Source organism: Ferribacterium limneticum (genome assembly GCF_020510565.1).
Classification (GTDB): Bacteria; Pseudomonadota; Gammaproteobacteria; order Burkholderiales; family Rhodocyclaceae; genus Azonexus; species Azonexus limneticus_B.
Map to the genome: position 1 here is coordinate 2985640 of NZ_CP075189.1, position 15665 is coordinate 3001304.

The 15665-nt window shown below is 62.1% G+C and carries 14 protein-coding genes; 5 read left to right on the top strand and 9 right to left on the bottom strand.

What is annotated here, in order from left to right:
* Window positions 1-160: 160 nt before the first annotated feature.
* The 9 genes from KI610_RS14285 to KI610_RS14325 form a co-directional block, all read right to left on the bottom strand.
* On the bottom strand, window positions 161-1639 hold the full coding sequence (locus KI610_RS14285; protein ID WP_226495632.1) for a hypothetical protein: 1479 nt from the start codon (window positions 1637-1639) through the stop codon (window positions 161-163).
* A 69-nt stretch (window positions 1640-1708) separates the two neighbouring features.
* Window positions 1709-2497: an FxDxF family PEP-CTERM protein gene (locus KI610_RS14290; RefSeq protein WP_226495633.1), complete on the bottom strand. Its 789-nt coding sequence runs from the start codon at window positions 2495-2497 to the stop codon at window positions 1709-1711.
* A gap of 473 nt (window positions 2498-2970) precedes the next feature.
* Complete coding sequence (epsA, locus tag KI610_RS14295; RefSeq protein ID WP_226495634.1) at window positions 2971-3759, bottom strand: XrtB/PEP-CTERM-associated transcriptional regulator EpsA; 789 nt, start codon at window positions 3757-3759, stop codon at window positions 2971-2973.
* Window positions 3752-4549 carry an ankyrin repeat domain-containing protein gene (locus KI610_RS14300; protein WP_226495635.1) on the bottom strand — a complete coding sequence of 266 codons (798 nt, stop codon included), beginning with the start codon at window positions 4547-4549 and terminating at the stop codon, window positions 3752-3754. The genes epsA and KI610_RS14300 overlap by 8 nt, the downstream gene beginning before the upstream one ends.
* Before the next feature lie 109 nt (window positions 4550-4658).
* Window positions 4659-7013, bottom strand: coding sequence for a tetratricopeptide repeat protein (locus KI610_RS14305; RefSeq protein WP_226495636.1), 2355 nt, complete (start codon window positions 7011-7013; stop codon window positions 4659-4661).
* Window positions 7014-7109: 96 nt separating this feature from the next.
* Window positions 7110-7640 carry a type II secretion system protein gene (locus KI610_RS14310; protein WP_226495637.1) on the bottom strand — a complete coding sequence of 177 codons (531 nt, stop codon included), beginning with the start codon at window positions 7638-7640 and terminating at the stop codon, window positions 7110-7112.
* 23 nt (window positions 7641-7663) lie between these two features.
* A complete protein-coding gene (locus KI610_RS14315) occupies window positions 7664-8044 on the bottom strand; it encodes a type II secretion system protein (protein ID WP_226495638.1) in 381 nt (126 codons plus the stop codon).
* Window positions 8045-8047: 3 nt separating this feature from the next.
* Window positions 8048-8527, bottom strand: coding sequence for a type II secretion system protein (locus KI610_RS14320; RefSeq protein WP_226495639.1), 480 nt, complete (start codon window positions 8525-8527; stop codon window positions 8048-8050).
* 2 nt (window positions 8528-8529) lie between these two features.
* Window positions 8530-10746 (bottom strand): secretin and TonB N-terminal domain-containing protein, encoded by a 2217-nt coding sequence (locus tag KI610_RS14325; RefSeq protein WP_226495640.1) that lies wholly within the window; start codon window positions 10744-10746, stop codon window positions 8530-8532.
* A 232-nt stretch (window positions 10747-10978) separates the two neighbouring features.
* Here KI610_RS14325 and KI610_RS14330 point away from each other — a divergent pair, with 232 nt between their 5' ends.
* The 5 genes from KI610_RS14330 to KI610_RS14350 all read left to right on the top strand — a co-directional run bounded on the left by KI610_RS14330 (window position 10979) and on the right by KI610_RS14350 (window position 15622).
* Window positions 10979-11287 (top strand): hypothetical protein, encoded by a 309-nt coding sequence (locus tag KI610_RS14330; protein ID WP_226495641.1) that lies wholly within the window; start codon window positions 10979-10981, stop codon window positions 11285-11287.
* 198 nt (window positions 11288-11485) lie between these two features.
* A complete protein-coding gene (locus KI610_RS14335; protein WP_226495642.1) occupies window positions 11486-12208 on the top strand; it encodes a PEP-CTERM sorting domain-containing protein in 723 nt (240 codons plus the stop codon).
* Between the two features lie 97 nt (window positions 12209-12305).
* Window positions 12306-14225: a bifunctional metallophosphatase/5'-nucleotidase gene (locus KI610_RS14340; protein WP_226495643.1), complete on the top strand. Its 1920-nt coding sequence runs from the start codon at window positions 12306-12308 to the stop codon at window positions 14223-14225.
* A gap of 29 nt (window positions 14226-14254) precedes the next feature.
* Window positions 14255-15004 carry an FxDxF family PEP-CTERM protein gene (locus KI610_RS14345; protein ID WP_226495644.1) on the top strand — a complete coding sequence of 250 codons (750 nt, stop codon included), beginning with the start codon at window positions 14255-14257 and terminating at the stop codon, window positions 15002-15004.
* Window positions 15005-15139: 135 nt separating this feature from the next.
* Window positions 15140-15622, top strand: a complete 483-nt coding sequence (locus KI610_RS14350; RefSeq protein ID WP_226495645.1) for a PEP-CTERM sorting domain-containing protein — start codon at window positions 15140-15142, stop codon at window positions 15620-15622.
* Window positions 15623-15665 lie beyond the last annotated feature (43 nt).

Genomic DNA, 15665 nt, shown 5'->3' on the forward strand with positions numbered 1-15665 from the left:
TATCGCCAGACGGCATTACCCTTCCGTGACCAAAAGCACGACAAAAACTAGTCCGTTCGGACCATGAAAATATTTCAGGAATAATAAAAACAGCCCATGGATACCATGGGCTGTCTTGTCAGGTGCAGGCCGCAAGGAGCGGCCGGAGAACCTTAGCTGATTAGTAGTTGCGGTTCAGCGGGGCGCACTGGCTGTTGCCGAGGTACTGGGCACGCATGACCTGGGCACCGGAGTATTCGCCACCCGGAATCGCAGCGGCAACCTTCTTCAGATCGGTGATGGAGCCAAGGATGGCCGGATCCTGAGCGGAAACCAGGAACTTGTTGATGGCATCCGCCTTGTCGCCGGTGGTGCGGGACGGGATGTTGAACGAGATCCAGCCCTGCAGATCCCAGGTACCGTCGATCAGGTTGGCCAGGGTCGGGAAGATGCCGGTGCCGGTGGCAACCGGTTCGTTGGCGGTGTTGTCCCAGGTGTACGTGCCGGCGCCGTTCAGCGAACGGAACTGCCACTTGCCGGTGGTCTTGGAATCCTTCAGGCTGTCCATGGACAGCACGCCGACGGCCTTGTGATCAACACCGTTCTTGAAGCTCACCGTAACGGCCGCGCCACTGCGATCCTTGGTACCGTAGGTGGTGTAGCTACCAACCGGCAAAGCGGTCTTGGCTTCGACAGCCTTGTTCAGGCAGTTGCGAACATCGCCGGAGGTCGAGTTCTCGATGACCACGACACCACCGGTAGCGCCATTGACCGTGTAGGTATTGGCAGCGTTGTTCCAGACGGCAGCCAGGGAAGACGTGCGGTCAGCCGGGGTGTTCGCATTCTCGCCACCGCACGGGAAGTTGCCGAAGTACAGGTTGTCGACGGCCTGGGTGCCGGAGCCCGGCACGCGGCGGCAGACGATCATGTCGCCGGACTCCGAGGGATCGACCTGGTCCCAGGTGCCGATGTTGCCGGCCATGATGGCGGAAACCAAGGCCTTGTTGAAGGACACGCTGGCGCCGACGTTGCTGGTGACCGGCACGCCGAAGGCCAGGGAGTAGATCGGGGTGGCAGTCAGCTCGCCCAGCTCGGCTTCGGTCAAGGTACCAGCGGGAATTTCGCCTTCGGTGTTGATCGGGCCGACGAACAGGGCCGGGGCGACGTCGGAGATGCCGGCATCCGGCGCCATGAATTCGCCGTTGGCCTCGAGGGTAACGTCACAGACATACGGGCTAGAAGACGTGCCGGCACCGGAGCCACCGCAGGAAGCGGAGGTGACCTTCAGGGATTCGATCTTCTGATTGCGGGCAACCGGATCGACGCCGAAGACGGAGCCGCCCTTGACGCGGTCGATGACGATGACGTTTTTACCGGACCAGGCACCGGCATCTGCACCGAGCACACCGGCAACGGCTTCGAAGTCCTTGCTGTCGGCGGTGGTGTTGGCGAAGCGGATCGGGGTACCGGTGAACATCTTGGCGATGATGCCAGTGAACCCCTTCTGGGTGGCGGAAGCGCCAGAGATGAAGATGACGCGGCCGTTGGTGACAGCGTCGTTGACGATGGTCTGCTCAGCAGCGGACATGGCAGCATTGGCCTGGCCGGACATGGCGGCAAAAGCGACGGCGCACAGGGAAGCGATTTTCTTGACTTGCATGGGGAAAACTCCTTGATAGACGGGTTCAGACTGCCGCGCCGGATGGGCGCAGCAGCCAAATTGCAGTGCTTAGGCGCTCTTGCGACGACGAGCCATGAAGCCGATCATGCCCAGGCCGGCCAGCAGCATGGCGTAGGACTCGGGTTCCGGAACCGGCAAGGTGGCAGCGGCGATATGCAGGGTGTTGTCGGCAGCGACCCAGGCGTGGACGGCAGTGCCGTCGACAAAGGCGGTGTTGGTACCCTTGGCGATACCGCTGGCATTGGCCAGAGTCTGTTCGAAGACGAGGCCATTGGCATAGCTGTCGTTGCCAACATTACCGACAGTCGAGAAGTTGAACTTGCTATAAACCTTGTCACCAATCTTGCCGGCATAGCCAGCGGAAGCGGTAGAGGTGGTGACATAGGACGTACCATCGTCACCGAGGAGCGGATTCAGGTTGTTCAGATAGCTGGTTTGGACAGTAGTTACAGCCGTGCGCAGCGCGTCGGCCTGGCCGTTCAGGGCCGGCAGGGTAACGCCGTTACCAACGGTAGACAGGATGCGGCGCTGACCATCGGATTCAACGGCCAGGATGCTCCACTTCAGACTGGAAGTAGCAGCGGTACCAACCCAGGCGCCGAAGGAGGTCGTGAAGTCGTTGCCCCAGGACAGGTTCAGGGCGCCGCCAGCGTTGAGCGCAGATTCGAAGCTGTCGATTGAGACGTTCATGTCGTAAACGTAGGACGTCTGGCCGTCCCAGGCGTTGAACATCAGTTCGCCGTTGCCCAGGGCACCGTTATCGATGGCAGCGTTGGCGCTGGCAGCAGCAGCGGCCATGACGACGGCAGCAGCGATGGTCTTGAGAGAAAACTTCATTGAATACCCCTTTGAAAAATTGACTGTGCTTCAGAGCGAAGCGGAAGATGGCAAAGAACGACCAGCTCGGTCACTGCCAACCGGGAGCCCACGCTCACGGACCGTGAGAAACAGTTTTTCACCCGGGACAGAACCTTGCTGATGCAGCCACTTTAGGAGGGCAAGATGACTCCAGATACGGCGCCAGCAGGCCCTTTTGACCCGCCGATCGGACTAGGGAGATAGTCTGATCGGCTCAGCTCCAGCCTTATCCATTGTCATAATCTGAAACATTGGTGGCATTGGCGTCTGGCCAGGGGTTTTGTCCGTCAAGCTTGCGGCGTTGCAGGCGTAACGTTACGGGTTTCAGTTTTGGCGGAACAAGGCACGCGCCGAGCTCGCTCAAGGGCAGCAATGGGCCTCGACCCGAGCGCATTGGCGCCGCGGGCTATTTCAATTTTGGCCAAAATTTCCGGTTGACCGTGGGATTGCCTCTACGTCCCCGGCTGATCGCTGATCAACCGGGCCTTGACGGCCTTGGCGACGGCCTGGGCGCGATTCGAGACTTCGAGCTTGCGCAGGATGTTCTGGATATGGTTTTTGATGGTCAGCGGGCTGAGTTCGAGCGTGCCGGCGATCTGCTGGTTGGTCATGCCGTCGCGGACCAGCGAGATGACCTGGGCCTCGCGGCCACTGAGCCGGGTGTTGAAGCGAACCGGCAGTTCGGGCGCATTTTTTTCCTGCGTCAGCATGCGGTGCAGCGTGGTGTGCAGGTAGGGCATGAGCATTTGCGCGAAGTACACATGGCGTCGGCCGGGCGCTTCCGGCATGTTGAGAAAGATGAAGAAACCCGAGCTGTCGCCGGTGAACTCGCGGGTACCGTGCGCCATGGCGTGGCCGATGGAGAAGCGACTGAGCAACTGGCCAACCGGACAAATGCCGTTACCGTTGCCATCACCGCCAAAGGCTTTCGGGACGTGGCCGCCATGCTGCCAGCTATCGAGCGCCAGCCCGACCAGTTTGTCGAAATCGCTGCCCGGCATCCGGTCGCCAGCCAGTTGGGTGCGCCCCAGCACCTCATAGCGAAAGGACGGCGTACCGTATTCGCCATAGCCAATAATCAGCGCCTCGTGCGGCAGGAAGCTTTGCAACACGCCTTGCGACCAAAGGAAATACTGGTGGCGCAAATGCACCTGCTGCGAGGATTCAATGGTAATCAGCAAACGCTCAAGATCGACCGCCGTGAGGGTAACCAGCGCGTCCATGAGCGGGTAATCAGTCAAGGTTGAGTGGCCAGGCTTCGCGGCTGGCGCCGTGCTCGACGAGCAGGCTTTCGGCCAGTGCCTGGTCGTAACGCCGCGCCCAGTAAAGCGCGGTGAGGCCCTTGCGGTCGGGCTGATCGGGCGCCACCTGGCTGTCGAGCACGGCCAGCAGGCAGTTGAGCCGGCCGAGTGCCGCAGCCAAGGCCAGCGGATGCAGGCCCTCGCGGTCGTAACGCTCGGGGTCGGGGTTGGCCGTCAGCAACAGACGGACAATTTCCGGGTGGTCGAAGCGGATAGCCTCATGCAGGGCCGTGGCGCGGTTGTCGCTGCGGGCGTTGATGTCGGCACCGGCCTGCAAAAGCATGCGAACAATGCCGGGATTGCCGGCAGCCGAGGCCATGGCCAGCGGTGTCCGCCCTTCCGGCCCCTTGACGTTGGGGCTGGCCCCGCGCTGGATGAGCAGGCGGGCGATTTCGGCATGCTCGCCGGCGACGGCGGCAATAAGTGGCCGCTCGCCGACTTCATCGGCGCCGTTGGCCAGCGCGCCGTCATTGAGCTGCGTCTTGACGGCATCGAACTGGCCGGCCTTGACGGCGGCAAGTAGGTCGCGCGTCGAGGGCGCCACCACCGGCCTGCTGTCTTCCCACGCTGCCTTGCCGACAGCCGAAAAGTCTTCCGGCAAAGCCCGCTGGCGAACCTTGACCGAGGCCGGCGCCAGCAGCTCGGGCACCGCCGGCCCCTCCTCGAAAGCCTGCGCCGAGGCAACAACCGCGAAAAAAACAATGGGAACGACGGACTGGGCAAGGCGCATGAGAGCTCGCTGGCATATTTTTGCTAAGCGCCTGAATTTAGTCTCTCTTGGTTACCCTGTTGTTGCAGAACGGTGACAAAAGCTCCGTCCCTGGAAATCCGGCCAGACTTCAGGCTGCCGAAAGCTCGGCAGCAATCACCAGATGATCCGGCGGCAGCCCGGCATCGACGCGTTGCTGCATGGCGAGGTAGGCCTGTTCGAGGTGGCGCGTGAAGCGCCGGGTGTCGAACAGCGGATGGGTTGCCCGGTTGTTGGCCAGGCGCGACCGGAGTGCGCTCAGGACGGCCGGATTCGCAGCCAGTTCGAGGGCCCGCGCCTCGTAGGCGGCGAGGCTACCGGTGATCAACTCAGGCAGCCCGAGGGCGCGCAGCAGGCTGCCGGCCATGCGCGCCGAGAAGGCGCGGCCGGCGCAGGTGAGGACCGGGACGCCGGCCCACAGCGCATCGCTGGCTGTGGTGCCGGCATTGAAGGGCAAGGTGTCGAGAAAAAGGTCAGCCAACTGCAGACGAGCGAGGTGCTCGGCATAGCGGATGCGCGGCGAGAAGACCAGGCGTTCGGGCGCAATGCCCCGCCGTTCGGCCTCGGCGCGCAGATTGCGTTGCACGCTGGCGTCGGCGCTGGCCAGCCAGAGCACGCTGTCCGGTACGGCGGCGAGCAGGCGCATCCAGAGATCAAAGAATTCCGGCGTCAGTTTGTAGGTATTATTGAAGGCACAAAAAACGAAGGCTTTTTCCGGTAGACCGTGGGCAGCACGCGTTTGTGGCTGCGTATCGATGGCGCGCCGGTCGTCGTTGCCCTGGAAGCACTCGGGCAGATGGACGACCTGCTCGGCATAGTGCGGGCGCGCCGCCTCGGGGATGACAAAGTCGTCGGCGATGATGTAGTCGATGTAGGCCGCCCCCATGCTGCCGGGGAAGCCGAGGTAATTGACCTGCACCGGCGCCGGCCGCGCCGCGAAGATGGCGGTGCGGGCATCCTGGGTGTGGCCGGTGAGGTCGATGGCGATGTCGATTTCGAGGTCGCGCAGTTGGCGGGCGACTTCGTTGTCGTTCAGGGCCGAGGCGTCGATGAAATGCTCGAAGGCGGTAGCCACGCGACCGGCCATGGCGCTGCCGTCGCCGGGTTTCAGCGAAATGCCCCAGACTTCAAAAAGGGCCCGGTCGTGCGTCTCGAAGACGCCGGCCAGCAGGTAGCTCAGGGCATGCTCGCAAAAATCGGCCGAGACGTAGGCGAGACGAATGCGCTGGTGAGCGTAGGGCTTTCCACTGCACAACGGAGTGGCGGCCGGCGGATACTTGGCGGCAGTGTAGGCTTGGGCGCAGCGCAGTTGCAGCGCCGGGTCGTCGCTCACCGCAAGGAAGGGGAAAGGCATGTCGCGGACGACGCCGTCGGCGCTGGCCACCAGGGCGCTGCGCTGTTCGGCGTGGCGCCGCCAGTTGGCGCCGAACTGCCGGCAGTGGAAAAGCCTGCCGAGGGCGTAGCGATGATCGGGCACCAAGGTCAGCAGGTGCTCGTAGGTGGCCGCGGCATCGTCGTAGCGCCCGAGATCCTGTTCGGCGCCGCCGCGGTTATAGAGCGCCTCGGGGAAGGCGGGCCGGCGATCCAGCGCCTGATTGAAGGCGGCAATGCCCTCTTCTACCCGGCCCTGATCGAGCAGCACGTTGCCGATGTTGTAGTGCACTTCAGGAATATCGGGGCGAATCTGCGCTGCATTGCCGTAGGCCTGCAGCGCTTCGTCAGGGCGCCCCAGCGCAAGCAGCGCGTTGCCGCGCCAGTAATGCGCCTCGGCATCGTTGGCTGTGTGCGAAAGAATGCGTTCGAAGCAGTTCAGGGCATCGGCATGTTTGTTGAGCGCCATGAGGGCGACGCCGTACTGGCCCCAGGCGCCGAGATGCCCCGGTGCCAGCCGCAGGCAGCGCGCCAGCGGAGTCACAGCCTGGTCAGCCTGGCCTTGGGCGATCTGGGTGATGCCGAGGTTGAACAGCGCTTCGATGAAATCGGGCCGCGAGCTCAGGGCGCGCCGATAGCTGGCCGCTGATTCGGCGAGCCGCCCCAGTTGGCGCAGAACATTGCCCCGATTGTTGAGGGCTTCGACGAATTTCGGCGTCAGGGCCAGCGCCCGGTCGTAGCTGGCCAGCGCCTGTTCAGGGTGGCCAAGTTCCTGCTGCGCCAGGCCCAAATTGCAGTGCAAACCCGGGGCGTCGGGCGCCAGATCAATGGCACTTTGCAGTAGTTCGGCAGCGGCCGCGAAGCGCCCTTTCTGGTATTCGATGACGCCGAGAAACTGCAGAGCATCGAGATGTTGCGGCACGGCCGTCAGCACCTGCCGGAAATAGACCTCGGCCGGGGCCAGTTGCCCCTGTTGCAGCAGGGAAATGCCCTGATCGAGTATGAATTGCAGATTGCCCGGCATTGCCGAGCGCCCGGCCGCGGCAGCGGATTGGCGGGTTATTCCCTTGCTCATGAATCGACCTTGGTCTGCGATGACCGCAGCATCAGAATGAAATGCCGGCTACTTTAGCGAAGCAATGTTGCATTCCGGAGACGGGACCGTGGGTGGCTAACGTTCCTGTGTGGACTGAGCGCCGCCGGCTTGTGCGCCGGAATTGGCGTTCGCCGGCTGCCCCCCGCCGCTGCTGATGAATCGCCATTCGGTATAGCTCGCGGCGCCCTCGAAATCACCCTGATCGGCGGTAAATCCCGCCACCTTGATCGGCTTGTCCGAGGAGCGACTGGCGACGCCCATGATGCGGCCTTCCTGGCGGATCAACTCCCACTCGCCATCGGCCGTCATCGGGTCGCGATAGAGGCGGCGCAGGTGGTGGGTCGGGTTGGGGTAGCGCTTGTCCTGCAGCAGGTCTTCGAGCTTGTTCGGAAACTGTTTTACGCCGCCGGGCGATTTGTCGTAATAGCTGCCGATGGCATGGCGGTATTGCTCGCCGATGAAGAGCAGTTCCTTTTCCTTCTCGCGCCGGCTTTCCATTTGCCACAGGGCACCGGTCCCGGCCAGCGCAATGCCGGCGATGGCGACGGCAAACATCAGGCCGAGGAAGGTAAAGCCACCCTGACGACCGATTTCATTTTTGGCCAAAATTTCCGGTTGACCGTGGCAGATCACCATGTCGAATAATCGCTGCCGTTCAGGCCCTGCCCTTCGGCCCCGCTACGGATGTCCCAGACCTTGCGCTGGCCCGGTTCGTCCGGCGGCGGGACGATGACCCAGGTTTCGGTGCTTTCGGTGATCGGGTCGGGCGGTACCTTGCGCAGGTAGCGTTTGGTGACCAGCTCTTCAATCGTTTCCGGGTAGCGTCCGGTGTCACCGCGATATTTGTCGACAGCGTCACGCATGACGGCCAGCGACTCGCGCAGCGAGGCTTCGCGGGCCCGGTCGAGATGCTGGAAATAGCGCGGCACGGCGATGGTGAGCAGCGTGGCGATCACCGACATGACAACCAGCAGTTCGATCAGCGTGAAGCCTTTTTTACGGGAGTTCATGTCTCACCACTCCCGGTACGGCGTGCCATTGAGGCCGACGCCCTTGGCCAGCGAATAGACGTCAAACACATCGGCGCCTTCGACCGGCGCATCGGGCGGGCTGGCATAGCTGCGCTTGCCCCAGGTCAATTCCGCCGGCAACGCCGGATCATCGGCAAACGGATCACGCGGCAGGCGGCGCAGAAAATAGAGCTTGGCCTTGTTCGGGTCCTGCACGTTTTCGACGCCTTTGGCCAGGTCTTCGAGACGACGCGGATAGCCGCTTTCGTCGACCTTCTTCTCGAGTTTGCCCTCGTCGACGGCCCGTCGATAGGCGTCGAGACCACCGCGAATTTCCCGCAAGGCGGCCCGCAACTCGACTTCCTTCTGCCGCTTGGCCGTCATCTCGATCATCGGCATCGCCGTCATCGCCAGAATGCCGACGATGGCGACGGTGATGACCAGTTCGATCAGCGTGAAACCCCGGCCCGGCTTGCCGATCATGGCTAGTTCAGCTTGATCGCATGCGAAACGGCAGCCCCGGAGTAAGGCTCGCCGCTTTCCAGCGTCGCCCCGGTCACGTCGATCCGGGTCTCGCCCTTGACTCCGGGCAGGACGCGCAGACGAAGGCTGCCACTGCCCTGCTCGATGCGCAGCGTAATGCGCCCCGGGGCAACCGCCGCCGGCTGAATCACCTCGAGCCGCGTCGGGTCGTAGGCCACATCGACCATCAGGGCACTGGTTTGCCCCGGTGCCATGACGCTGATTTCCACCTCGCTGCCAGCGACAGCCTCAGCCGGCCCGCCAAGTTGGAGCCCCTCGAAAACGGGTGGCGGCACCGGCTGCTCCTGCTCGATAGCCGGCGCGCCGAACCGTGGCGTGCCACCACCGGCCGCTGCGACGCCGCCGCGCGGCGCCACGGCCAGCGATTTCGGGCCCTGTGACTTGATGGTCATCGGCGCCGCACCGACCGCCGACTCAGTGCCCGACGGCAAGGCCGGCTGCCCGAAGTCGGGACGATGAATATTGCGCAGCACGCGCGGCGTGATGAGCAGGATGATTTCCGTCTTGACCGAGGTATCACGCTGGCTGCCAAAGGCACGACCAATGATGGGGATCTCGCCGAGTCCCGGGATGTGGCTGGTGGACTTGCGCTCCTCATCGTTGATCAGACCGGCCAGTACCTGGGTTTCGCCATTTTTCAGACGCAGCGTGGTGCTCGCGCTGCGCGTCCCAACCTGATAGGCCAGCGAACTGGAGGGTCCAGCCACTTCCTTGACGATGCTGCTGACTTCCAGGGCGACTTTCATCGACACTTCGTCGTCGAGCGTAACGTTCGATTCGACATCGAGCTTGAGGCCGACATCAAGATAGGTCACCGAGGCGGAAACGCCGACGTTGGCCGTCGAGGTGGTGGTGAATATCGGCAGCTTGTCGCCGATGTGAATCTTCGCCTTCTCGCGGTTCTTGACGCGAATGCGCGGGTTGGCCAGAACGTTGGTATCGCCGACTTGGCCTTTGAGATTGAGGGTCAGGCCGGGGTTGGCGACAAAGCTGGTCAGGCCTGAGGTCTTCCTGAGATCAAGAAAGCCTTGCGCCAGCGTACCACCCGCCGTAGTACTAATACTCTGCGGAACACCGTTGACCAACACAGTGGTCGACTGAGGAGCCTGCAGCGCGCCATAACTAACACTGTCCGGCCAATCCACCCCAATCTCATGCAACCGGCTACGCGTCACTTCCAGAATCTCGACTTCCAGCATCACTTCCGGCTCGGCCAGATCGAGCGATTCGATTAGCCGCTCGACCAGCCGCATGGCATCCGGCGTGTCCTTGACGATGAGCAGGTTGAGCTTTTCGTCGGCAAAGACGTCCTTGCTCTTGGCCACCGTCTTGACTAGGATCTGCGCCTGCTTGACGTCGGCATTGGCCAGATAGAAGCTGCGCACCACCAGCTCCTGATACTCCTTGGCCTTGGCCGGCGTGTTCGGGTAGATCAGGAAGCTGTTGTCATTGAGCTGGCGCTTTTCCAGCTGATTGGTCTTCATGATCAGATTGAGGATGTCTTCGAGCGGGCTGTTGCGAACGAAGAAAGTCACCTTGGTGTCGCCCTTGACGTCCTTGTCGAACACGAAATTGAGGCCGGACGAGCGCGAAAGCACTTCGAAGACCGATTTCAGTGTCGCATCGCGGAATTCCAGCACAACCGGCTTGGCCAGCGCTGCCTTGACGGCCGGGTTGGCCGACGGATTCATTTCCTTCTCGCGCAACACGTCGATCTGTTGCTGCAGCTTGCGCGCCAGCGGATTGAGCGTGTCCTGGGCTCGTACGGTACGTACCACGCGCTCGGCGCCGAGCAGGTCGCCCTTCTTCAATAACTGTTCGGCCTGGGCCAAACTGGCGGCGTTTTTCCGGTCGACCGCAAGTTGCTCCAGGCCTTGCGTGGCCCGGGTATTCCGTCCATCGATACCGAGCGCACGCCGGTAGGCGGCTTCGGCTGCATCGAGCTTGCCGGCAGAGCGCTGGCGATCGGCGTCATCGAGGTAGGCATCGACCGACTCGCCCTTGTGGCGAATCATGGCCGCCTTGATCTCGGCATCACGGGGCCGGTCACGGGCAGCTTTTTCCAGAGAGGCGACGCCCTCCTCCTTCTTGCCGGCCGCCATGTAATCAAGGCCGTCCCGGTAGGCCGGATGGGAGCACCCGCCCAGTACAACAGCCATGAACAGCAAAATCGAGCCTTGCTTCAAAGCACTATCGAATCGGATTTGCATCGAGTTGAACCGTGACAAAATCTTATTATCCTAGGAAGACAGCATTACAGCCTTGTTAAAGACAAGGAAATATACCATTCGAATCCCGCGCCACGCTTCATACGGCTGAAACCTGCGGCCGCAATACTCTCCTGACATCAGGCCGGCATGCCAGCGCCGGCCACGACGAAGGGAGAGACCGATGAAGCGCCCAGTTTCCGACACCCACTATCCGCCCGAAGACATGCAGGCCCTGCGCCGGCTGATTGCCCAACTCGCCCCGCAATGCGGCGTTGACCTGGGCGATCGTTCATCGGTTCGCCACTTTCTCGATGCCGACGCGACCAACCCGCGCAGCGAAAGTATCGATCCGCAGATCTGCCAGGAACTGCGCGCCATGATGGTTCTGCTTTATCGGCTTGAAGCCAGCAGCAGCGAAGACCTCGGCGTCGAAGGCCTGCGTCGCCTGTGGCGCCAGCACGGTGAAATCATGGCCCGCTTTCAGGCCTGAAACGGCGGGGGCAACACATGAACAAAACGAGGAAGCCAAGCTTCCCCGTTTTGTTTCAGGCAACACCAGAATCTAGTCCATTCGGCTCAGATTAATCCTCCCCGGCAAGGCAATTGCTGTCACGCCGGATGCATATGCTGATGTTCATCCGAAGATCGTTATCGGAATCGACTTCAACCATACGCCCCGGGGAAAACCATGATTCGCAAGACTGTTCTCGCTCTTCTGCTGGCTGCGGCCGGCGTCAACGCTCACGCTGCACTGTCGGCCGGCGACATCGCCTTCACGTCTTTCAATGCTGACGAGGATGGCTGGTCCATCGTTGCGCTTTCTGACATCGCCGCCAATTCCACCATCTACTTTTCCGACAACGAGTGGAACGGCAGTGCCTTCAATACCGGCGAAGGCTATATGACTTGGGATACCGGCGCCGCCAACATCGTTGCCGGCAGCCTCGTCCGCTTCTCGGCGGTAGACAAGGCAACCCGCGCCGCCACTTCCGGCACCATCACAGGCACCGGCGACAACGGGATCAACGCCACCAACGAAACGATCTACGCCTATCTTGGCGCCAGCGCCACCAGCCCGACCTCATTCCTGGCCGGCATCTCCAGCGAAGGCGCAACCAACCTGGCGCCTGCCGGCCTGGCTGCCGGCAGCACCGCCGTGGTGGTGACCAACAGTACCGATTACGCCGCCTATATCGGCCCGCGCAGCGGCCAGACGACGTATTCCGCTTACGCTAGCCTGATCAACAACAGCGCCAACTGGGTAATAACCGTGGGTGGTGATCAAGCCGCAATGGTCCCGGACACTACGTCATTCAGCGTGATGGCCGTCCCCGAGCCGAAAAACTACGCCATGTTCCTCGCCGGTCTCGGCCTGATGGGTCTTATCGCCCGCCGCCAAAGCAACCGCTAAGGCCCACGACAACCGACCGGGGTTTTCCGCTCCGGTCGGGCCACATTCGAAACAGCCGGCCGAATCGATGATTGGCCGCTGCCCCAAGGAGATTTTCATGTTCAAGCTTTCCACCCTGGCCCTCGTTCTGGCCAGCGCCTTCGCTGCCCCGGCCTTCGCCGCCTGCCCCGACGCTTCGACCAGCGTTACCTTCGGCACCTACAACTCCGGCGTGAGCAATCGCGCCGTGGCCGGCACCTGCACCATCGACGACCAGATCCTCGATGATGAGCAACAGTGGGGCAGTCAGGCCACCTTTCTGGCGCACGTCTCCAAGGTCAGCTTCGACCTTCTGAAGGCTGGCAAGATCAGCGCCATCGAGCGCAACAAGTTGATGGCCGCAGCCCAGGCTTCCGGCATCGGCAACTCGGTCAAGGTCAAGCTGATCGGCTTCAACGATTTCCACGGTTACATCAAGGCTGGTGAAGGCTCGTCGAGCAACCCGGGCGTTGCCCGCTTCTCCACCAGGATCAAGGCCCTGCGCGCCCAGAACAGCTTGAACGCCGTCGTTTCCGCCGGCGACATGATCGGTGCCAGCCCGCTGACTTCCGCCCTGTTCAAGGACGAGCCGACCATCGAAGCGATGAACCGCATCGGCATCGACTTCAATTCGGTGGGCAACCACGAATTCGACGAAGGCAAGGCCGAACTGCTGCGCATGAAGCAGGGTGGCAACCACCCGACCGACCCGTTCTCCGGTAGCGGTTTGCCGCAAGACCTGAAGGATGGCGAATTCGCCGGCGCCAAGTTCGACTTCCTGTCGGCCAACGTTGTTGAAACCGATTCCGGTAGCACCGTCTTCCCGGCCTACGGCGTCAAGAGCTTCCTCGGCAACAAGGTCGCCTTCATCGGCATGACCCTCGAAGCCACGCCGACCATCGTCTCGCCTTCCGGCGTTGCCGGTCTTGAATTCCGCGACGAAGCCAACACTGTCAATGCGCTGATCCCGACCCTGCAGGCCCAGGGCATCAAGAGCGTTGTCGTGCTGATCCACGAAGGTGGCTTCGACACCACGTCCAACATCAACGACTGCACCGGCATCTCCGGTCCGATCGTCGATATCGTCAATCGCCTGCATCCGGAAGTGGACCTGGTGATCTCCGGCCACACGCACGCTGCCTACAACTGCCTGATCAACAACAGCGCCGGCCAGCCGGTGCGCGTCACGTCGGCCGGCCAGTACGGCCGCAACCTGACCGACATCGACATGGTTATCGACACCAAGACGAAGAACGTCCTCAGCATCGCCGCCACCAATCTGGTCACCGGCACCGGTGCAACGACAGCCGAAGACCCGGCCCTGACCGACCTCGTCGCCCACTACGATGCATCCGCCGCCGTCCCGGCCGGCCGCGTCATCGGCAAGATCACCACCGGCATCACCAAGACCAATAACGCTGCCGGCGAATCGGCCCTCGGCGACGTCATCGCCGACGCGCAACTGGCCGCCACGTCCAGCGCCGCGACCGGTAGCGCCGTCATCGCCATGATGAACCCGGGCGGCATCCGTGCCGATCTGCCGTACAACCTGGCTTCCGCCGGCTTTGCCTACGATGGTGCGGTGACCTACGGCAATGCCTTCACCGTCCAGCCCTTCGGCAACTCCCTGGTGACCCTGACCCTGACCGGCGAGCAGATCAAGACGGCGCTGGAAACCCAGTTCAACGGCTGCAACGGCCAGACCCAGGAACGCATCCTGCAGATCTCCAACGGCTTCAGCTACGCCTACACCGCCGCCAATGCCTGTAACGCCCGCATTACGTCGATGACCCTGAATGGTGTTCCGGTCGATTCCGCTGCCAGCTACCGCGTCACGGTCAACAGCTTCCTGGCTGATGGCGGCGATGCCTTCGGCGTCCTCAAGAACGGTACCGACCGCCTTGGCGGCGAAGTCGATACCGATGCCTTCGAGAAGTACCTGCAGGCCAACCCGAGCGGCGTCGCCCCGGGCCCGCAGAACCGCATCGTCAAGAACTGATCAACTGACCCCATTTAGAGAGCCTCATCATGAAAACCAAACTGCTCAAACCCCTGCTTGCCTCCCTGCTGCTGATCGGCTGCGCTTCCGCGCAAGCTGCCCACTTCGAAGTGCTTAACTACAACGCTACCAGCCGCTATTCCGGCACCGTCGATTTCACTGACTTCAACTTCAACGGCGACTACACTTCCGGTGGAAACGATTTTGGAACGGCGGTAAGCGCTATCGAAACCACCACCGACTACGAGCATAGCGGCAATGCCTCTGGCAGCTTTCTCGGTGGTAGCTTCCTCGACCTGACGACTTCAGTCAGCTTCAGCTCCGCCAATCCAATCGAGTATTACGGTATCGCCACTGCTGTCGAGAAGACGGTTCAGTTGCAAGTGGTAGCCGACGCCGGTGATATCGGCCCGCAGGTCAACGTCAGCTTCGCCGGGCTGTCCTCCACCTTCAGCGGGCTGGTTGGCTCTTCCGAAGGTACGTTTCAGACCAGTGTTCGCGTCTCTCAGGGCAGCAACATTCTGGCCAACTTCACGACCAAACAGTTTGCCGACCAGAACGTCAATTTCGCTTTCGCGGCTCAAGCCGGCGACATCATTGTCTTGTCGGCCTCCCAAGGCGTTCATATGAACGCCAGCGGCCCGATCGATGCCAGCCTGACCGGCATGATGAGCGGCAACTTCACGGTCACCGCCGTCCCGGAGCCGGAACAGTACGCCATGCTGCTGGCCGGTCTTGGCCTGATCGCCGGCGTTGCCCGTCGCCGTAGCAGCCGCTGATCCATGCCGGTGAAACCGTACGGGCTACCCGGCCCGTGCGGTTTTTTTACACCCCCCGCCACTCTTCCACGGTCAACCGGAAATTTTGGCCAATTTCCAAATGCCGCCCCGCCGCTCTGCTCCCAGGAGATTCTTGTGTCCAAGTTACTTCGCATCACCACCATCGTTGCCATGCTGTTCGCTGCCTTGCCGGCTGCGCAGGCCACCACCCAAAGCTATTCATTCCTGGGCACGCTGAATTCCATCCAGTTCTCCGGCAGCTTCAGCTTCGACGACTCGCTACTGGCGATCTTCAATGCAGTCGAGCCGCTACTCACGGTTGCCCCGGTTTCGAGCCTCTCGATGACCTACAACGATGTCAGCTACTCGCTGCTTGATGCCTGGGGCCCGCCGGATGTCTCCTACTACAACGGTGCCTTCCTTGGCCTGTCGTATTCAAATGACTCCATGACCTTCGTTCCCGGCCTGCTTAACACCAGCGATGCCTACGTCACCGATGGCCTGAGCTCCGCCGACGTAATCTACGCCGCGGTTCCCGAACCCGAGACCTACGCCATGCTGCTCGCCGGTCTTGGCCTGATGGGTGTGGTCGCCCGCCGCCGTTCCCAGGCCGCCTGATCAGCACTGCATTCAGAGAATGGCTCCTGCGGGAGCCATTTTT